This window comes from Streptomyces longispororuber (assembly GCF_024448165.1).
In the GTDB taxonomy this organism is placed as follows: Bacteria; Actinomycetota; Actinomycetes; order Streptomycetales; family Streptomycetaceae; genus Streptomyces; species Streptomyces longispororuber_A.
Window position 1 is genome coordinate 1 of sequence record NZ_JAMOLN010000204.1, and the last position, 18,406, is coordinate 18,406.

Genomic DNA, 18,406 nt, shown 5'->3' on the forward strand with positions numbered 1-18,406 from the left:
CGCTCAGCGGGCCCCCGGCCCGTCCAGCAGCCCCCGCTCCATCGCCACGACCACCGCCCGCGTCCGGTCGCTCACGTCCAGCTTGGCGAAGACGCGGAGCAGGTGCGTCTTCACGGTCGCCTCGCCGATCACCAGCCGCCTGCCGATGTCCGCGTTGGACAGGCCGTCCGCGACCGCCTTCAGGACGTCCACCTCGCGCGAGGTGAGCGCCGCCTGCACCGGGCGCCGCATCTTCGCGACGAGCTTCTGGGCGACGCGCGGCGCGAGCACCGTCTCACCGCGCGCCGCCGAGCGGATCGCGTCGACGAGCTGCTCGCGCGAGGTGTCCTTGAGCAGGTAGCCGATCGCGCCCGCCTCCACGGCGTGCTCGATCTCGGTGTCCGTGTCGTACGTCGTGAGGATCAGGACGCGGGTGCTGCTGGGCCCCGCCACGATGTCCCGGGTCGCCGCGACCCCGTCCAGGACGGGCATCCGCAGGTCGAGCAACGCCACGTCGGGGACCAGCCGTTCGACGAGTTCGACACCGGCCCGTCCGTCGTCCGCCTCGCCCACCACCTCGATGCCCGGGTCCGGCGCGAGCAGCGCGACGACCCCGGCGCGCATCACCGTGTGGTCGTCGACCACGACGACCCGCAGGACGGCGGGTTCCTGACTGGTCATGAGATCTCCTGGCGGTCACGGTGGTCGTGGTCGTGGTCGTGGTCGTGGTCGTGGGAAGCGGGCAGGGAGACGAGGATCCGGGTGCCGTCGCCCAGCGAACTGGTGACGGACAGCTCGCCGCCGAGCTCGGCCAGCCGCCTGCGCATCCCGTCGAGACCGAAGCCGCGCGCCGCCCCCACGTCGAACCCCCGCCCGTCGTCGGTGAGTTCGAGCTCGATGCCGTACGCGGTCCGGGTGAGCACCACGATCACGGTCGACGCGGCGGCGTGCTTGCGGACGTTGGCGAGGGACTCCTGGGTGCAGCGCAGCAGCGCGATGCGGGTCTGCTGGTCGCACTCCACGTCGTCCGGTAGCTCGGCGTCGACGGCGGTGCCGGTGTCCTCGGCGAACCGGTCCAGGGTGCGGCGCAGCGTGCCCGCCACCGAGCCCTGGACGACCCCGCCCGGCGCGGGCCCGGCGCCGACGAGGATCCGCGCCTCCGCGAGGTTCTCCCGCGCCGTCTGCTCGATCGACGTCAACTGCTGGGCGGCCCGCGCCGGTTCGGATTCCAGGCCGGCGCGCGCCGCCTCCGCGAGGACCACGATGGAGGCGAACCCCTGCGCGAGGGTGTCGTGGATCTCCCGCGCCATCCGCTCCCGCTCGTGCGCCGCCCCCTGCATCCGGTGCGCCTCGGCCAACTCCCGCTGGGTGTCGACGAGTTCGTCGGTGAGCCGCCGGGCCCGCGCGTCCCCCTGCTCGGCCACCCGCTGCACCAGCAGGCCCACCCCCGCCCCGGCCACGTACCCGATCACCGTGAACAGCACGTTCCCGGACAGCAGCGTGGAGTGCGGCTCGCGTCCCGCGATCGTGCCGAGGACCGTCAGGGCCGCCCCGGCCCCGCTGAAGGACAGCGCGGCCACCGGCCCGGACGCGTAGATCCAGAAGTGCGGCAGCGACACGATGAACAGGGCGGCGCCGCTGCCCATCGCGTACGAGACGGCGCCGAGCCCGGCGGCCAGGACCGTCAGATACGCGGCCGGCCGCAGCAACGGCCGCCCGGGGAACATCGCCACGGCCGCGTAGGCGAAGGTCAGCGCGGCCAGCAGCACGTACGTCGGGTACTTCGTGCCGGCCGGCTCGTCCACCACCGCGAGGGCGGGCGGCAGCAGTCCGCACAGCACCCACACCACCGCGTTCCAGCGGTGCGCGACGGGTACGAGGGCGAGCGGGGCGACGACGGGCGGCCGGCTGCTGTCCATGGTGATCAGCCTACGTTCGCGAGGTCCGCGCCTGCCGGGGCTTTCGACCGCTCCCGCAGGGCCCGCGCCGGACCCCGGGACGGCCACCAACTCGCCACACCCAGCAGCAGCATGAGCGCGGGCAGGATCAGCACCCGGATCACGAACGCGTCGAGCAGTACCGCCACGGCGAGCGCGAAGCCGATCTGCTTCATCTCGATGAAGTGCAGCGACACGAAGCTCGCGAACACGGTCACCATCACGAACGCCGCACTGGTCACCACGCCCGCCGATCCGCCCACCCCGTCCAGCACGGCCCGCCGCGTCCCGGCCCCGCGCAGCGCGGCCTCCCGGATCCGGCTGATCACGAACACCTGGTAGTCCATGGAGAGTCCGAAGAGGATGACGAAGAGGAACAGCGGCACCCGCGAACCGATCGACCCCGTCGAGTCGAAGTCGAGCAGTCCCTCGGCCCAACTCCCCTGGAACGTCAGGGTGAGCACGCCGAGCGAGGCGCCCGCCGACAGCAGGTTCAGCGCGATGCCGACCAGCCCGAGCACCACCGAGCGGAACGCCCACACCGTCATCGCGAACGTCACCAGCAACAGCGCCCCGATGATCAGCGGCAGCTTCTGCTTCTGGTGCGCGGGATAGTCGGCGTACCGGGCGACGTCCCCGGTCACGGCGGTCTCCACCGCGCCGTCCAGCCTGCCCACGGTGTCCGGGACGTAGCGCTCCCGCAGCCGCTCCAGGGAGTCCTGCGCGGGGGCCGTGCTCACGTAGTGGGGGACCGGCAGGAGGAGCGAGGTGACGCGATGGTCGGCCGAGGTGCGCAGGGTGTACGTGCCGTTCGTGCCGGGGTCGTGCCGCATCCGGTCGGCGAGGTCGCGCAGCGCGCCCGCCACCTCGCCCGCGCGATCCGCACCGGCCCGGACGACGATCTGGTGCATGGCCTTGACCTCGGGGAACGCCGCGTTGAGCCGGTCGAAGGCGGGCATCCCCTGGGTCTGCCGCGAGTGCGTCTCGCGGCCCATGTCGGTCAGCTTCATGCCGAGCAGCGGCGCCGCGAGGGCGAGCAGCGCGACGACGGCGACGGTCAGGACGGCGGCGGGACGGCGGGCGGTGAACCGCAGCAGGGCGTTGTGCCGCACCTCCGGCTGCCCGGGGACCGCCGCCGCACGGCCCTTGCGGGCCGCCCGCCGCTCGGCCCGCGCGCCGATCCGCACGAGCAGCGCGGGCAGCACGGTCAGCGAGCTGACCACGGCGACGAGCGTCACGACGATGGCGGCGGTGGCGATCGACGAGAAGATCACGTCGTCGGCGAGGTACAGCGTGGCGCTGGAGACGGCGACCGCGAGACCGGACAGCACCACCGCGCGGCCGGAGGTCGCCGCGGCCAGTTCCACGAGCGCCCGCGGGCTCAGCGTGCCGCCCGAGCGGGCCCGCTCCTCCCGCTCGCGCTTCAGGTAGAACAGCGTGTAGTCGACGCCGACGGCGAGCCCGATCAGCAGCAGGACGTTCGTGCCGACGCCCGCGTCGGGGAAGACGTGCGAGGCCAGCATCGACAGGCCCACCGACGCGACGATCGAGGACAGCGCGAGCAGCAGCGGCACGGTCGCCATCGCGACCGACCGGAACACGAAGAGCAGCGTGAGCAGCGTGATGGGCAGGGCGATCAGCTCGGTGCGGGACAGATCGCTGCCGCGCAGCTTGTCGACGCCCTGGCTGATGGAGGGCCCGCCGGTCTCCTCGACCCGCAGCTCCGGATGGGCCCGCTGCACGGCGGCGGTCTGCGCGCGCAACGGGTCGACGTGCTTCTTGCCGTCGAGCTCGGCGCCCGCCATGGTGACGTCGACCCGGACCGCCCGGCCGTCCTTCGACCACACGGGCGCGGCCACGGACCGCACCTCGGGCAGCTTCCGCATCCGGTCCGCGACGTCCCGGGCGACGGCGCCGCCCGCCGTCCGGTCCAGGGCGGCGCCGCCGGACCGGTGCTCGATCAGCACCCGCTCCACGGGCCGCTGCGCGAGACCGCCCGCCCGGGCGATCGCCTCACCGCGGCCGGCCTCACCGACACCGAAGTCCGCCGACGTGGCCGGGTTCGACCCGGCGGCGATGCCGGCACCGAGGCAGAGGACGACGAACAGGAACCATCCGGCGATCGCGCGCCACGGATGTCCAGCGCTCCAACGAGCCATGCGTACGGGGTAGTTGGTCATGACGTCCATGCTGGTCGGGCGGGCCGGGGCGGCGACAGCAGCGCCCGGTGGAACCTGGCGTCCACCGACCGGTGGACCCCCGGCCCGGACCGGGGCCCGGACCCCGGCCCACCGGTCCAGGACTCGGACACTCCGGTCGATACATGCCGACTACAGCTACTGTCCGTCCGGAACGCGACGCATCGGGAGGCGCTGATGAGCGACAAGGACACCGGGAACCGGGCGGCGGGCGAGGACACCGGCGGCAGCCGCCTCGTGGCGGCCCTCGACGGCGCGAGCATGCGCCGCCTCACCACCGGCCAGGTCATCCTCGACGCCATCGACTGGCAGGTCCGCTCCGGCGAGCACTGGGCCCTGCTCGGCCCCAACGGCGCGGGCAAGACCAGCATCCTGCGGCTCGTCGGCGCCACGACCTTCCCGACCACCGGCACCGTCGAGGTCCTCGGCCACCGGCTCGGCCGGGTCGACGTCCGCGAACTGCGCGCCCACATCGGCCACGTCTCCACCTCCCAGCGCGTCCCCCAGGACCTCCCCGGCCACACCGTCGTCCTGACCGGCCACACCGGCACCGTGCAGCCGCTCTGGAAGGCCTACGACACCGAGGCGCGCGACCGTGCCCACGCGCTCCTGGCCGAACTCCAGATCAAGGAGCTCGCCGACCGCCCGTACGGCGTCTGCTCCGGCGGCCAGCGCGCCCGCATCCTCATCGCCCGCGCGCTGATGGCGGACCCGGCGCTGCTCCTGCTCGACGAGCCGTTCAACGCGCTCGACCTGCCCTCCCGTGAGGACCTCATCGACACCATGCGTCAACTGGCGGACAACCGCCCGGAGTTGGCGACCGTGACGGTCACCCACCACCTGGAGGAACTCTCCCCGGCGATCAGCCACGCCCTCCTCCTGCGCGAGGGCCGGGTGCTGGCCCGCGGTCACGTCGACGAGGTCCTGACCGCGGACCGCATGACCGCCTGCTTCGGCCGCCCCATCGAGGTGACCCGGCACGAGGGCCGGTGGCTGGCCAGGTCGGGCGGTCACCCGTAGGACGGGGGTGTACATAGGAACACCCCTGCTCCGGGCCGTACGCCCAATGTCCCCGCGGCCCGCCGTCCCTAGCGTCTGAGGAGAGGCGCAGAGTGCGCCGGACGAGGGGATCGGCGATGAGGCGACACCAGCACCGAACGACGCACGACACCGGGCGCGCCGAGGCGTTGCGCCTGGTGAAGGTCACCAAGACGTACGGCGCGGGCGACGCCGAGGGCGCCACGGTCAGGGCCCTCGACGACATCACCCTGTCCCTGCCCACCGGCACGTTCACGGCGGTGATGGGCCCGTCCGGCTCCGGCAAGTCGACGCTGCTGCACTGCGCCGCCGGACTCGACCGCCCCGACAGCGGCCTCGTCGTCGTCGACGGCGAGGAGATGACCGGCGGCACCGGCCCGGTCCGCAGCGAGGCGCAGCTCACCAAGTTCCGCCGCACCCGCGTCGGCTTCGTCTTCCAGCAGTACAACCTGCTGCCGACGCTCACCGTCGCCCAGAACACGGTCCTGCCGCTCAAGCTCGCGGGCCGGCGCGTCGACCGGGGCCGCGTCGAGCGGATCCTCGGCTCCGTCGGCCTCGGCGACCGGCTCGGCCACCGGCCCGACCAGCTCTCCGGCGGCCAGCGCCAGCGCGTCGCCATCGCCCGCGCCCTGGTCACCGAGCCGTCCGTGGTCTTCGCCGACGAGCCGACCGGCGCCCTCGACACCCGCAGCGCCCGCGACGTGCTGAGCCTCCTGAGGGAAGCGGTGCGGGTGCACGGCAGGACCGTGGTGATGGTGACGCACGACCCGGTCGCCGCCTCGTACGCGGACGCCGTCCAGTTCCTCGCCGACGGCCGCCTCGCGGGCCGTCTCACGGCGCCGACGGCCGACGCGGTCGCCGAACGCCTCGCGCACCTCGGCGACGACGTGACGGCGGGGGTGTGAGCCGTGTTCACGATGCTCGGACTCGCGGCCCGCTCCGTACGCCAGCGCCCCGGCCGCTTCCTCGCGACCCTCCTGTCCGCCTTCCTCGGCGCGGCGATCATCATGACGTTCAACTCGATGTACGACACCGCCGGCGCGAGCGGCGTCGACAAGGTCAGCTCGGACACGCTCACCACCGCGGCGAGCGTCGTCGGCGGCTACGGCACCCTGCTCGTCTTCTTCGCGGTCGCCTCGACCCTGACGGTCAACGTCCGCCAACGCACCGAGGAGATCGACCTGTTGCGCAGCACGGGCGCCACCCCGGCCCAGATCAAGCGGATGGTCGTCGGCGAGGCGGTCGTCGTGGCCCTGGTGGGCGCGCTCCTCGCCATCGGTCCCGCGATGCTCGGCGGCCGGGTCCTGCTCGACGTGTTCAAGGACAGCGGCCAGGTCGCCGACTCCGTCGACCCCTCCTTCGGGCCGATCGCCCTCATGTCCGGCATCGACGTCACCGTCCTGGCCGCGGCCGGCGCCGCGTTCCTCGCCGTGCGCCGGGCCACCAGGGCGGCGGCGGGCGGCCGCCGGAAGCCGGGCCGGGCCCGCACGGTCGCGTCCTGGGCGGCACTGGCCGTCGGCGCGCTCGCCGTGTGCTCCACGTTCGCCATGAAGGCCACCGACGCCGCGCTCATGGCGGCACCGGCCTACGGGGCGATCCTGCTCTCCGTCGGCTTCGCCCTCGTCTCGACGCGCCTGCTGCGCACCGTCCTCGGCCGCGTCGAACCCCTGGTGACCGCCCTCACCGGCGCGAGCGGCTATCTGACGGTACGGAACATGCGACAGCGCGCCGCCGAACTCTCCGGCGTCCTGATGCCGTTGATCCTGTTCACCGGCATGGCCACCGCGACGCTGTACATGCAGGCCGTCGAGAACGACGCGATCAAGGCCTCGGGGCTGACCAGGTCGATCGAGGACAAGAACCTCGAGACGCTCAACTTCACCGTGGTCGGCATCATCGTCGTCTTCGCCTGCATCATGCTCATCAACTCCCTGTACGCCGCCACGTCCTACCGCGTCCGGGAGTTCGGCCAGCAGCGCCTCGCCGGCGCGACCCCGGCCCAAGTGCTGGGAACCGTCGCCGTGGAGGGCGTCGTCCTCACCGTCACCGGAGTGTTCTTCGGCACACTCGCGGCGCTGGCGGGCATCCTCCCGTTCACCGCCGTGCGCACCGACGGGCTCCTTCCCGGGCAGGGCCTCGGCATCTGGATCACGGTGGTGGCCGTTGCCACGGCGGCCACGCTGGTCACCAGCCTGGCGACGGCCCGGCGCGGGGTGCGGGTGCCCGCGGTGGAAGCCGTGGCGCTTGCGGCTTAGGCACCGGTCCGTGTCGGTGTTGGGCTGAACGGGTGACATGGCGTAAGAATTGGCCGGTGCAGACAACAGTGCGAGCCCGGACGGGGTGGGGGCAGTGAACGGCCACGACGTCACCGACGAACAGTGGGAAGGGCTCGCCCAGGTCGTACCGCTGCGCAGCCGCAATGAGTGGCCGTCAGCGGTCGACCACCGGGCGATGCCGGAAGTGGAGACGGAGCCGCGACGCCGCTTCGTCGTGCTGCGGGTGAACGTCTTCGGTGACGCCCGCGAGGTCGCCGAGACCGTGATGTCCGGCATCCCGGTCCTGCTGGATCTGACCGGGGCCGAGACCGAAGTCGCCAAGCGGGTCCTGGACTTCAGCAGCGGCGTGGTCCTCGGCCTCGGCTGCGGCATGCACCGCGTCGACCGCAACGTCTTCCTGCTGGCGCCGCCCGGCACGGAGGTCCAGGGGCTGGTGGCCGGGGCGGGCGCCCTCTCGTAGGGGCGGGGCCGGTTCTCCAGGGGACGGCGGCACCGGTTCTCACGACGCCGGGCCGGATCTCGCGGCGCCGGGTCGGCCCGGGTGCTCCGGCAATCCCGGGCGGCATAGTCCCCCGATCGTAGGAAGGTCATCGCGGAAAAACGGTTCTGCGGTGGCCTTCCCGCCTACGTTCGCGGCATGACCGTGCTCCTGCGGGGCGCGTCCCCGTTACCCGACGCGTCCCCGGACCGCCCGTGCGTGACCGAACTGCGGCTCTCGGCCTTCGCCGGCCACCGAGGCGTCACCGTCCCCCTCGCCCCGTTCACCGTCCTCACCGGACCGAGCGGCAGCGGAAAGACCAGCGCGCTGCGGGCACTGGGGGCACTCGCCCGGCTCAGCGGCGGGGCGGAGCTGGCCGAGGTGTTCCCCGATCCGCGCGGACACGTTCCCGAACGGGCCCGCCCCGACGCCCAGCAGCGCCGCGGATTCCGGATCGGCTGCACCGTCGCGGGCCCCGTCGGACCCGTCCGGCTCGACCTCGCGGTGCAGGCCGAGCCCGAACTGCGCATCGTGGGCGAGCGGTTGACCGGTCCCGGCATCACCTACCTGGAGACCGCCCTGCGCGACCCGGGCCGCCGCGACGTCCAGGCGGCCTGGCACACCGCGGGCTCCGTGCCGGTCACCCGGGCCCCGCTCCCCGACGACCTCCTCGGCACGGCCCTCCTCCCGCTGCGGGTGTCGGGCCGCACGGAGGGGCAGCGCCGGGTCCTCGCCGCGGCGGAGCAGACGGTCGTCGGCCTGCGCTCGGCGTTCGCCTGCGACCCGGACCCCGCGCGGATGCGCGTCCCGGTGTCCGTCCGCGCCGACCGGCTGCTCGGCGGCTGCGACAACCTCGCGGCGGTGCTGCACCGCACCCGCGCCGAGTGCGGCACCCGGCACGCTCTGCTGGTCGCCGCGGCCCGCGCGGGACTCGCGGCCCCCGTCGAGGACGTGCTCACCGAGCCCGCCGCGGGCGACGCCGTACGGGCCGTCGTCGAGCGCGGCGCCGGACTGCGCACCCCCGTCGAGCGCCTCGCGGACGGCGAGTTGAGGTACCTGGCCCTCGCCCTCGTCCTGCTCACCGGACCCCGGGTGCTGGAGGTCGACGCGGCCGCCGAGGTCCCGGAGGCCTATCAGACCCTGACCGTGCTCGCCGACGGCTTCGACCGCGGGCTCGACCCCGCCCAGGGCGCCGCACTCACCGAACTGGCCGTGCGGATGTGCGCCCGCGGCCACATCCGCCTCGTCGCCGCGGTGGGCGAGGGGTCGGGCGCGGACCGGGCGGCGCGGACGCACGGCGCGGCGGTGGTAGACCTGAAGCCGTGACAGACGGAACCCATGACCGGCCGGGACCGGCCCCCCTCGACGTGGCGGCGCTGCAGCAGCGGCTCTCCCGGTTCGCCGCCGCGCGGAACTGGCAGCCCTTCCACACACCCAAGAACCTGGCCGCGGCGCTCAGCGTCGAGGCGTCCGAACTGGTCGAGATCTTCCAGTGGTTGACCCCCGAGCAGTCCGCCCGCGTGATGGACGACCCGGCGTCCGCCCACCGCGTCGAGGACGAGGTCGCCGACGTCCTCGCCTATCTCCTGCAACTGTGCGAGGTGCTCGGCATCGACGCGCTGGCCGCTCTCGCCGCGAAGATCGACCGCAACGAGAGCCGGTTCCCGGTCCCGCCCGCGCCGGGCGGCTAGAGATCCCGTTCCGTCACTCTATGGAGTCATAGAAATATCCACATCGGATTCCGTGTCCACAGATTTCGGGCTTCCTCTGGCTTTTCGTCGCACAGACCTTCACTCTGGGTAGTGGACAAGGGAGTTCGGGCAGGACGGACGGGGACGCGATGGATGCGGTGCGGCTCATCGGGGTCGGCCGACGGGCCCTGGCGGAGAGCCAGGACGCGCCGGACATCATGAGGGAGGCGTGGCAGGCACAGGCACTTGCACAGGCGATAGGTGCGCGCCTCGCGCTGCACGGGCCGCCGGAATTACGGGGCGAGGCGCGAGGACTGGCCGAGGCGGGCGCGCGTGGCAGCGGCGGTTCCGCGGTGCCGGTGGTGGGGGCCGGTGGGATACGGGCGGCGCAGCTGACCGAACTGGGCGAGGTGCGCCAGGCGTTGACGGGACTCGGCGCGCTGCTCGGCGACGTGGGGATCGCGCTCGTCGGCGTGGCGAGCGAATCGTTCGAGGAGGGGGCCTACTGGCAGTGCATGGAAGCGATCGACTCGGCGGACGAGTCCAGGGACCGCGTCCTGGAGATACTGCGGCGGCTGCCGGAGCACGACAGCCGGCTGTCCGGGCCCGCGCCGGAGCCCGGCTCGGACTCGGCGGCCTGACCGGGAGCTGACCCTTCGGCGGGCGCTCCCGGCGGGAAGTGCACCGTCAGACGTCCTCGGCGGTCGGACGCGACGTGCCCGGGGACTGCTGGAGGTCGGCGTCGAGCTGCGACAGATCGGCGTTGAGAGCCGCCATCAGCTCCTCCATCTGCTGCAACAGACCCTTGGGTGCGCCTTGCTGCTCGGGCACGGACGGATCGTGCACTGCCTGCTCGGGCACGGCTTCCTGGGACATGACGGCCTCCTCGGCCCTCGCCCTTCCGCTGGGGAAAGGGCAGTTGACGCAAGTGACGCCCGGCAGCGACCGCCGGCGCGGGGGCCGGGCGGTCCGGCTCCGCCCCGGCCAACGATCACCGGACGCGCCGGGTCACTGGGGCGGGCCGCCACCACGTTCCGGGTTGACGCATTTTCACCCGACCGGGGTGGCGTGAGCCGGCGGGACCTGCGGAGTTGACGCCTGTTCGAGGACCGGGGCCCGCACGGGCGTGCGGGCCCCGGGACCGGACGTCCCCATGGGCGGCTCAGGAGAGCTGCGGTGCCACCTCGGCCGCGATGAGCTCCAGGTGGTCCAGGTCGTCGAGGTCGAGCATCTGCAGATACATCCGCTGCGAGCCGACGGCCCGGTACGCGGCGATGCGCTCCACGACCTCGGCGGGGGAGCCCGCGAGCCCGTTCGCCTTCAGCTCGTCGACGTCCCGGCCGATCGCGTCCGCGCGCCGCTTCACCTCGGCGTCGGTGCGGCCGACGCAGATGACGAGGGCGTTGGAGTAGACGAGCGCGTCGTCCGCGCGCCCGTGGGCGGCCGCCGCCGCCCTGACCCGCTTGAACTGCTGCTCGGTGTCGGCGATCGAGGCGAACGGAATGTTGAACTCGGTGGCGAACCGGGCGGCCAGGGCCGGGGTCTTCTTCGCGCCGTGACCACCGACCAGGACCGGCACGCGCGACTGGGCGGGCTTCGGCAGGGCGGGGGAGTCCTTCAGCTGGTAGTAGGTGCCGTCGAAGGTGAAGCGCTGTCCGACGGGCGTCTCCCACAGCCCCGTCACGATGGCGAGCTGCTCCTCGAGCCGCCCGAACTTCTCCTTCGGGAACGGGATGCCGTACGCGGCGTGCTCCTCCGCGTACCAGCCGGAGCCGAGCCCCAGCTCGACGCGGCCGCCCGACATCTGGTCGACCTGGGCCACCTGGATCGCGAGCACGCCCGGCAGCCGGAACGTACCCGCGGTCATCAGGGTGCCGAGCCGGATCCGCTTGGTCTCGCGGGCCAGACCGGCCAGCGTCGTCCAGGCGTCCGTGGGCCCCGGCAGCCCGTCGACGGAGCCCATGTGGAGATAGTGGTCCGACCGGAAGAACGCTCCGTAGTCCAACTCCTCGGCCGTCTGCGCGACGCGGAGCAGCGTCTCGTAGGTGGCACCCTGCTGCGGCTCGGTGAATACGCGAAGATCCATACCCGCCATGATGCCCGGCGGCCGCTCCCCGCCGGGAAAACTCGCTGGTCGCCGTCGTGCCCACCGGGGAGACTGGGTGGCGTGTTCCTGACGATCAGTACCACCGGTACCCCTGAACGCCCCGCGACCGACCTCGGGTTCCTGCTGCACAAGCATCCCGAGAACGCGCAGGCGTTCTCCACCTCCTACGGCACCGCGCACGTCCTCTACCCCGAGGCGAGCGCGGAGCGGTGCACGGCCGCGCTGCTCCTGGAAGTGGATCCGGTGGCCCTGGTGAGGCGAGGCAAGGGCAAGGGGAAGACCGGTGCCCCGGACGCGGCGCTCGCCCAGTACGTGAACGACCGGCCGTACGCCGCGTCGTCGCTGCTCGCCGTCGCCCTGAGCACCGTCTTCTCCAGCGCGCTGCGCGGGGTGTGCAAGGCGCGCCCCGAGCGGGCCGAGGAGCCGTTGCCGCTGCGCGTCGAGGTGCCCGCACTGCCGGCCCGCGGCGGCCCCGACCTGGTACGGAGCCTGTTCGAGCCGCTCGGCTGGACGGTGCACGTCGAGCCCGTGGCCCTGGACGCGCAGTTCCCCGAGTGGGGCGACTCGCGGTACGTGCAGCTGGTCCTGGAAGGGGAGCTGCGGCTCGCCGAGGCGCTGCGGCACCTGTACGTGCTGCTGCCGGTGCTCGACGACGCGAAGCACTACTGGGTCTCGGCCGACGAGGTCGACAAGCTGCTGCGCGCGGGCGAGGGCTGGCTGGCCGGGCACCCCGAGCAGAAGCTGATCACCAGCCGCTACCTGTCCCGCCGCTGGTCGCTGACCCGGCAGGCCATGGAGCGTCTGGAGCTGGTGCGGCTCGCGGAGGCCGACGACACGGCCGTCGAGGAGATCGACAACGCCGTGGACGAGCAGGCAGACACCGAGGAGCGGCCCGTGCCGCTGGCCGTCCGGCGCCGGGAGGCGATCCTCGCCGCGCTGCGCGCGTCCGGGGCGGCCCGGGTGCTCGACCTCGGCTGCGGGCAGGGCCAGTTGGTGCAGGAGCTGCTCAAGGACGTGCGGTTCACGGAGATCGTCGGGGTCGACGTGTCGGTGCGGGCGCTCACGATCGCCTCCCGCCGGCTCAAGCTGGACCGCATGGGGGAGCGGCAGGCGTCCCGCGTGCGGCTGTTCCAGGGCTCGCTCGCGTACACCGACAAGCGGCTCAAGGGCTATGACGCCGCCGTGCTGAGCGAGGTCGTCGAGCACCTCGACCTGCCGCGGCTGCCCGCCCTCGAGTACGCGGTGTTCGGCTCCGCGCGGCCCCGTACCGTCCTCGTGACCACGCCGAACGTCGAGTACAACGTGCGCTGGGAGACCCTCCCCGCCGGTCACGTCCGGCACGGCGACCACCGCTTCGAGTGGACCCGGGCCGAGTTCCGGGAGTGGGCGGAGCGGGTGGCCGCACGGCACGGCTACCAGGTGCGGTACGAGCCCGTCGGACCGGACGACCCCGAGGTGGGGCCGCCCACGCAGATGGCCGTGTTCACCCTGGCGGCCCCCGACACCACGACCACCACGACCACCACGATCACCACGACCGAGAAGGAGGCGAAGGCCGCATGACCACCACTGAGAACAGCAGCGCGCGGACGCTGCCCGTCACCGACCTCGCCCTCGTCGTCCTGATCGGGGCGTCCGGATCGGGCAAGTCCACGTTCGCGCGCGCCCACTTCAAGCCCACCGAGGTCATCTCCAGCGACTTCTGCCGCGGCCTGGTCGCCGACGACGAGAACGACCAGGGCGCCAGCGGCGACGCGTTCGACGTCCTGCACTACATCGCGGCCAAGCGGCTGGCGGCCGGCCGGCTGACCGTGGTCGACGCGACCAACGTGCAGCAGGAGAGCCGCCGCCAGCTGGTCGACCTCGCCCGCGAGCACGACGTGCTGCCGATCGCCATCGTGCTCGACGTCCCGGAGGACGAGTGCGTCCGGCGGAACGCGCAGCGGACCGACCGGGCCGGCATGCCCCGCCGCGTCATCACCCGCCACACCCGCGAACTGCGCCGTTCCCTGCGCCACCTGGAGCGCGAGGGGTTCCGCAAGGTGCACGTCCTGCGCGGCGCCGAGGAGGTGGCGGGCGCGGGCATCGTCCGGGAGAAGCGGTTCAACGACCTGACGCACCTCACAGGCCCGTTCGACATCATCGGCGACATCCACGGCTGCGCCGCCGAACTGGAGACGCTGCTCGGCAAGTTGGGCTACGTGGACGGCGCGCACCCCGAGGGGCGCACCGCGGTCTTCGTCGGCGACCTCGTCGACCGGGGGCCCGACACCCCGGGCGTGCTGCGCCGCGTCATGGCGATGGTGAAGGCGGGCACCGCGCTGTGCGTGCCCGGCAACCACGAGAACAAGCTGGGCCGCTGGCTCAAGGGCGCCAAGGTGCAGCACACCCACGGGCTCGCCGAGACGGTCGAGCAGCTGGAGGCGGAGAGCGAGGAGTTCCGGGCCGAGGTGCGGGAGTTCGTCCGCGGCCTCGTCAGCCACTACGTGCTCGACGGCGGCAGGCTCGTGGTGTGCCACGCGGGGCTGCCCGAGAAGTACCACGGGCGGACCTCCGGCCGGGTGCGCTCGCACGCGCTGTACGGCGACACCACGGGCGAGACCGACGAGTTCGGGCTGCCCGTGCGCTACCCGTGGGCGGAGGACTACCGCGGCAAGGCCGCCGTGGTCTACGGCCACACCCCGGTCCCCACGGCGACGTGGCTGAACAACACCATCTGCCTGGACACCGGCGCCGTGTTCGGCGGCAAGCTCACCGCGCTGCGCTGGCCGGAGCGCGAGCTCGTCGACGTACCGGCCGAGCGGGTCTGGTACGAGCCGGCCAGGCCGCTGGCCACCGAGGCGCCCGGCGGCCACGAGGGCCGGCCGCTCGACCTCGCCGACGTGCACGGCCGCCGGACCGTGGAGACCCGGCACGGCGGGCGCGTCGCGGTCCGCGAGGAGAACGCGGCGGCGGCGCTGGAGGTCATGAGCCGGTTCGCGGTCGACCCGCGGCTGGTCCCGTACCTGCCGCCGACCATGGCGCCCACCGCCACGTCCGAGGTGGCGGGCTATCTGGAGCACCCGGCCGAGGCGTTCGCGCAGTACGCCGCCGACGGGGTGGCCCGCGTCGTGTGCGAGGAGAAGCACATGGGGTCGCGGGCCGTGGTGCTGGTGTGCCGGGACGCGGCGGCGGCGCGGGAGCGGTTCGGCGTGGACGACCCGGGCGTCACCGGGTCCCTGTACACCCGCACCGGCCGCCCGTTCTTCGACAGCCGGGAGACGACGGAGGCCGTGCTCGGCAGGGTGCGGGAGGCCGTCACGGCGGCCGGGCTGTGGGAGGAGCTGGACACCGACTGGCTGCTCCTCGACGCCGAGTCGATGCCGTGGTCGCTGAAGGCGTCCGGGCTGCTGCGCTCGCAGTACGCGGCGGTGGGCGCGGCGTCCGGCGCGGCGTTCCCGGGCGTGCTGGGTGCGCTGGAGGCGGCGGCCGGGCGCGGTGTCGACATGGGCGGCCTCCTCGACCGGCAGCGGGAGCGCGCGGCCGACGCCGCCGCGTTCACGGAGGCGTACCGGCGCTACTGCTGGACCACGGACGGGCTCGACGGGGTGCGGCTCGCACCCTTCCAGATCCTGGCCGCCCGGGGCCGGTCGCTCGCCGGGCTGCCGCACGACGAGCAGCTCGCGCTGATCGACCGGGTCGTCGAGCACGACGTCAGCGGGCTGCTGCAGACCACGCGGCGGCTGTTCGTCGACACCGGGGACCCGGAGTCGGTGCGGGCCGGTGTCGACTGGTGGCTGGAGATGACCGGGCGCGGCGGCGAGGGCATGGTCGTCAAGCCGGTCGGGGCGCTGGTCAGGGACGGCAAGGGGCGGCTCGTGCAGCCCGGCATCAAGTGCCGCGGGCGCGAGTACCTCCGGATCGTCTACGGGCCGGAGTACACGCGGCCGGAGAACCTGGCCAAGCTGCGGCAGCGGTTCCTCGGGCACAAGCGGTCGTTGGCGATCCGTGAGTACGGGTTGGGCCTGGAGGCCCTGGACCGGCTCGGGGAGGGCGAGCCGCTGTGGCGGATCCACGAGGCGGTCTTCGCGGTCCTGGCCCTGGAGTCGGAGCCGGTCGACCCACGTCTGTGAGTCAGGCTGCGGGCCGGTGGGGGCCGGCCGCGCGCCGCGCATGCCTTCAGGGGCGCGGGGAACTGCGCGGCCAGCCCCCACGCACCCGCACCCGCCCACCATCGACCAACCCGCAACGGCGCGATCGCGCAAACCGGCCAACCCCGGGAAGGATGGCTGCATGGGATTCCAAGTCGACTCCGAAGCCGGGCGCCTGCGCCGCGTCATCCTGCACCGGCCCGATCTGGAGCTGAAGCGGCTCACGCCCAGCAACAAGGACCAGTTGCTCTTCGACGACGTGCTGTGGGTGCGCCGCGCCCGCCAGGAGCACGACGGCTTCGCCGACGTCCTGCGCGACCGCGGCGTCACGGTGCACCTCTTCGGCGACCTGCTCACCGAGGCCCTCGACGTGGACGCCGCCCGCACCCGGGTACTGGACCGCGTCTTCGACGAGAAGGAGTACGGCCCGCTCGCCACCGACCACCTGCGGGCCGCCTTCGAGACGCTGCCGTCCCAGGAGCTCGCCGAGGCGCTCATCGGCGGCATGACCAAGCGGGAGTTCCTCGCGGCGCACCCCGAGCCGACGTCCGTCCGCTTCCACGCCATGGACCTGGACGACTTCCTGCTCGCGCCGCTGCCCAACCACCTCTTCACCCGGGACACCTCCGCCTGGATCTACGACGGGGTCTCCGTGAACGCCATGCGCTGGCCGGCCCGGCAGCGCGAGACCGTCCACTTCGAGGCGATCTACCGGCACCATCCGCTGTTCCGGGACGAGCCGTTCCACGTGTGGTCCCAGGGCCAGGCCGACTACCCGTCCACCATCGAGGGCGGTGACGTCCTCGTCATCGGACAGGGCGCCGTCCTCATCGGGATGAGCGAGCGCACCACGCCGCAGGCCGTCGAGATGCTCGCGCACAAGCTGTTCGCGGCGGGCTCGGCGCGCACCATCGTCGCGCTCGACATGCCGAAGCGGCGGGCCTTCATGCATCTGGACACCGTGATGACGATGGTCGACGGCGACACGTTCACGCAGTACGCGGGGCTCGGCATGCTGCGCTCGTACACCATCGAACCGGGCACCTCCGCCCGGGAGTTGAAGGTCACCGACCACCCGCCGGAGCACATGCACCGGGCCGTCGCGGCGGCGCTCGGCCTGAGCGAGATCCGCGTCCTGACGGCGACGCAGGACGTGCACGCCGCCGAGCGCGAGCAGTGGGACGACGGGTGCAACGTGCTGGCGGTCGAGCCCGGCGTCGTGGTCGCGTACGAGCGGAACGCCACGACGAACACGTATCTGCGCAAGCAGGGCATCGAGGTGATCGAGATCCCCGGCAGCGAGCTCGGGCGGGGCCGGGGCGGGCCGCGCTGCATGAGCTGTCCGGTGCAGCGGGACCCGGTGGGCGGGTAGCGGGACGGACCGGACTGAATATAAATGTGGATGGTCGTATAGACTTCCATCGTGATCTCGTGCGAGGTCGCGTCCGGATCTCATCGTCCACGTCCTCCGTCCCGTCCCCGTCCCACCCCAGGAGCGCCCCATGGCGACAGCCCAGCGTCCCGATCTCTTCGGCCGCCACTTCCTCAAGGAGGCGGACTTCACCGCCGAGGAGTTCCGCGGTCTGGTCGAGCTGGCCGCCGAGCTGAAGGCCGCCAAGAAGGCCGGGACCGAGGTGCAGCACCTCAAGGGGAAGAACGTCGCGCTGATCTTCGAGAAGTCGTCGACCCGCACCCGCTGCTCCTTCGAGGTCGCCGCCGCGGACCAGGGCGCCTCGACGACGTACATCGACCCGGCCGGCTCGCACATCGGCAAGAAGGAGTCGAGCAAGGACACGGCCCGGGTGCTCGGCCGGATGTTCGACGCCATCGAGTTCCGCGGCGACGCGCAGGAGACGGTGGAGACCCTCGCGCAGTTCTCGGGCGTGCCGGTCTACAACGGCCTGACCGACGACTGGCACCCCACCCAGATGCTCGCCGACGTGCTCACGATGACCGAGCACAGCGACAAGCCGCTGACCGAGATGGTCTTCGCCTACCTGGGCGACGCCCGTTTCAACATGGGCAACTCGTACCTGGTCACCGGCGCCCTGCTCGGCATGGACGTGCGGATCGTGGCGCCGAAGTCCTACTGGCCCGCCGACGACATCGTCGCCAGGGCCCGGGAGCTGGCGGCGGCGAGCGGCGCGCGGATCACCCTCACCGAGGCCGTCGACGAGGGCGTCGCCGGCGCCGACTTCGTCGTCACCGACGTCTGGGTCTCCATGGGCGAGCCCGAGGAGGTGTGGGACGAGCGCATCGCGTCCCTCACGCCGTACGCCGTGACGATGGACGTGCTGCGCGCCACGGGCAACGCGGACGTGAAGTTCCTGCACTGCCTGCCCGCCTTCCACGACCTGGGCACCAAGGTCGGCCGCGAGATCCACGCGAAGTACGGCCTGGAGTCCCTTGAGGTCACGGACGAGGTCTTCGAGTCGGCGCACTCCGTCGTCTTCGACGAGGCCGAGAACCGGATGCACACCATCAAGGCGATCATGGTCGCCACGCTCGGCCAACTGTGACAAACAGCACTGACAGCGCATAAAGGTTCAAACTGGTGGGGCCGGAACACCTT

At 72.8% G+C, this 18,406-nt stretch carries 16 protein-coding genes; 11 read left to right on the forward strand and 5 right to left on the reverse strand.

Annotation, left to right across the window (positions count from 1 at the left end; all coding sequences use genetic code 11):
• Positions 1-3: 3 nt before the first annotated feature.
• The 3 genes from M4J07_RS38465 to M4J07_RS38475 are packed head-to-tail and all read right to left on the reverse strand — an operon-like array spanning position 4 to position 4,096.
• Positions 4-660 (reverse strand): response regulator, encoded by a 657-nt coding sequence (locus M4J07_RS38465; protein ID WP_255980093.1) that lies wholly within the window; start codon positions 658-660, stop codon positions 4-6.
• A complete protein-coding gene (locus tag M4J07_RS38470; RefSeq protein ID WP_255980095.1) occupies positions 657-1,898 on the reverse strand; it encodes a sensor histidine kinase in 1,242 nt (413 codons plus the stop codon). The genes M4J07_RS38465 and M4J07_RS38470 overlap by 4 nt, the downstream gene beginning before the upstream one ends.
• A gap of 5 nt (positions 1,899-1,903) precedes the next feature.
• Positions 1,904-4,096 carry an MMPL family transporter gene (locus M4J07_RS38475; protein WP_255980097.1) on the reverse strand — a complete coding sequence of 731 codons (2,193 nt, stop codon included), beginning with the start codon at positions 4,094-4,096 and terminating at the stop codon, positions 1,904-1,906.
• A 195-nt stretch (positions 4,097-4,291) separates the two neighbouring features.
• On the opposite strand from M4J07_RS38475, the gene M4J07_RS38480 reads away from it, so the two are divergent.
• The 7 genes from M4J07_RS38480 (at position 4,292) to M4J07_RS38510 (ending at position 10,238) form a co-directional block, all read left to right on the forward strand.
• A complete protein-coding gene (locus M4J07_RS38480; RefSeq protein WP_255980099.1) occupies positions 4,292-5,134 on the forward strand; it encodes an ABC transporter ATP-binding protein in 843 nt (280 codons plus the stop codon).
• Positions 5,135-5,250: 116 nt separating this feature from the next.
• Positions 5,251-6,057, forward strand: a complete 807-nt coding sequence (locus M4J07_RS38485; protein WP_255980101.1) for an ABC transporter ATP-binding protein — start codon at positions 5,251-5,253, stop codon at positions 6,055-6,057.
• 12 nt (positions 6,058-6,069) lie between these two features.
• Complete coding sequence (locus tag M4J07_RS38490) at positions 6,070-7,407, forward strand: FtsX-like permease family protein (protein ID WP_255980123.1); 1,338 nt, start codon at positions 6,070-6,072, stop codon at positions 7,405-7,407.
• Between the two features lie 94 nt (positions 7,408-7,501).
• Entirely contained in the window at positions 7,502-7,888 is a 387-nt protein-coding gene (locus M4J07_RS38495) for a cell division protein SepF (RefSeq protein ID WP_255980103.1), read from the forward strand.
• 177 nt (positions 7,889-8,065) lie between these two features.
• The gene (locus tag M4J07_RS38500) at positions 8,066-9,232 is read left to right on the forward strand and encodes an ATP-binding protein (protein ID WP_255980105.1); all 1,167 of its coding nucleotides are present in this window, start codon (positions 8,066-8,068) and stop codon (positions 9,230-9,232) included.
• Positions 9,229-9,597, forward strand: a complete 369-nt coding sequence (locus tag M4J07_RS38505) for a nucleotide pyrophosphohydrolase (protein ID WP_255980107.1) — start codon at positions 9,229-9,231, stop codon at positions 9,595-9,597. The genes M4J07_RS38500 and M4J07_RS38505 overlap by 4 nt, the downstream gene beginning before the upstream one ends.
• A gap of 149 nt (positions 9,598-9,746) precedes the next feature.
• On the forward strand, positions 9,747-10,238 hold the full coding sequence (locus tag M4J07_RS38510) for a DUF6099 family protein (protein WP_255980109.1): 492 nt from the start codon (positions 9,747-9,749) through the stop codon (positions 10,236-10,238).
• 46 nt (positions 10,239-10,284) lie between these two features.
• On the opposite strand, the gene M4J07_RS38515 is transcribed toward M4J07_RS38510, so the two are convergent.
• Positions 10,285-10,473, reverse strand: a complete 189-nt coding sequence (locus M4J07_RS38515) for a hypothetical protein (protein WP_255980111.1) — start codon at positions 10,471-10,473, stop codon at positions 10,285-10,287.
• A gap of 286 nt (positions 10,474-10,759) precedes the next feature.
• Positions 10,760-11,683, reverse strand: a complete 924-nt coding sequence (locus M4J07_RS38520) for an LLM class F420-dependent oxidoreductase (RefSeq protein ID WP_255980113.1) — start codon at positions 11,681-11,683, stop codon at positions 10,760-10,762.
• Between the two features lie 81 nt (positions 11,684-11,764).
• Between M4J07_RS38520 and M4J07_RS38525 the strand changes: the two genes are divergently transcribed.
• The 4 genes from M4J07_RS38525 (at position 11,765) to argF (ending at position 18,353) form a co-directional block, all read left to right on the forward strand.
• Positions 11,765-13,267, forward strand: a complete 1,503-nt coding sequence (locus M4J07_RS38525; protein WP_255980115.1) for a 3' terminal RNA ribose 2'-O-methyltransferase Hen1 — start codon at positions 11,765-11,767, stop codon at positions 13,265-13,267.
• On the forward strand, positions 13,264-15,816 hold the full coding sequence (locus tag M4J07_RS38530; protein WP_255980117.1) for a polynucleotide kinase-phosphatase: 2,553 nt from the start codon (positions 13,264-13,266) through the stop codon (positions 15,814-15,816). The genes M4J07_RS38525 and M4J07_RS38530 overlap by 4 nt, the downstream gene beginning before the upstream one ends.
• Before the next feature lie 160 nt (positions 15,817-15,976).
• Positions 15,977-17,206, forward strand: coding sequence for an arginine deiminase (locus M4J07_RS38535; RefSeq protein WP_255980119.1), 1,230 nt, complete (start codon positions 15,977-15,979; stop codon positions 17,204-17,206).
• A 130-nt stretch (positions 17,207-17,336) separates the two neighbouring features.
• A complete protein-coding gene (gene argF / locus M4J07_RS38540; protein WP_255980121.1) occupies positions 17,337-18,353 on the forward strand; it encodes an ornithine carbamoyltransferase in 1,017 nt (338 codons plus the stop codon).
• The last annotated feature ends 53 nt before the right edge of the window (positions 18,354-18,406 follow it).

Coding starts and splice junctions, on each gene's coding strand:
- M4J07_RS38535 (WP_255980119.1), top strand. CDS start 15,977: ATGGGATTCCAAGTCGACTCCGAAGCCGGGCGCCTGCGCCGCGTCATC.
- M4J07_RS38490 (WP_255980123.1), top strand. CDS start 6,070: ATGCTCGGACTCGCGGCCCGCTCCGTACGCCAGCGCCCCGGCCGCTTC.
- M4J07_RS38470 (WP_255980095.1), bottom strand. CDS start 1,898: ATGGACAGCAGCCGGCCGCCCGTCGTCGCCCCGCTCGCCCTCGTACCC.
- M4J07_RS38530 (WP_255980117.1), top strand. CDS start 13,264: ATGACCACCACTGAGAACAGCAGCGCGCGGACGCTGCCCGTCACCGAC.
- M4J07_RS38480 (WP_255980099.1), top strand. CDS start 4,292: ATGAGCGACAAGGACACCGGGAACCGGGCGGCGGGCGAGGACACCGGC.
- M4J07_RS38520 (WP_255980113.1), bottom strand. CDS start 11,683: ATGGATCTTCGCGTATTCACCGAGCCGCAGCAGGGTGCCACCTACGAG.
- M4J07_RS38510 (WP_255980109.1), top strand. CDS start 9,747: ATGGATGCGGTGCGGCTCATCGGGGTCGGCCGACGGGCCCTGGCGGAG.
- M4J07_RS38475 (WP_255980097.1), bottom strand. CDS start 4,096: ATGACCAACTACCCCGTACGCATGGCTCGTTGGAGCGCTGGACATCCG.
- M4J07_RS38500 (WP_255980105.1), top strand. CDS start 8,066: ATGACCGTGCTCCTGCGGGGCGCGTCCCCGTTACCCGACGCGTCCCCG.
- M4J07_RS38515 (WP_255980111.1), bottom strand. CDS start 10,473: ATGTCCCAGGAAGCCGTGCCCGAGCAGGCAGTGCACGATCCGTCCGTG.
- argF (WP_255980121.1), top strand. CDS start 17,337: ATGGCGACAGCCCAGCGTCCCGATCTCTTCGGCCGCCACTTCCTCAAG.
- M4J07_RS38485 (WP_255980101.1), top strand. CDS start 5,251: ATGAGGCGACACCAGCACCGAACGACGCACGACACCGGGCGCGCCGAG.
- M4J07_RS38465 (WP_255980093.1), bottom strand. CDS start 660: ATGACCAGTCAGGAACCCGCCGTCCTGCGGGTCGTCGTGGTCGACGAC.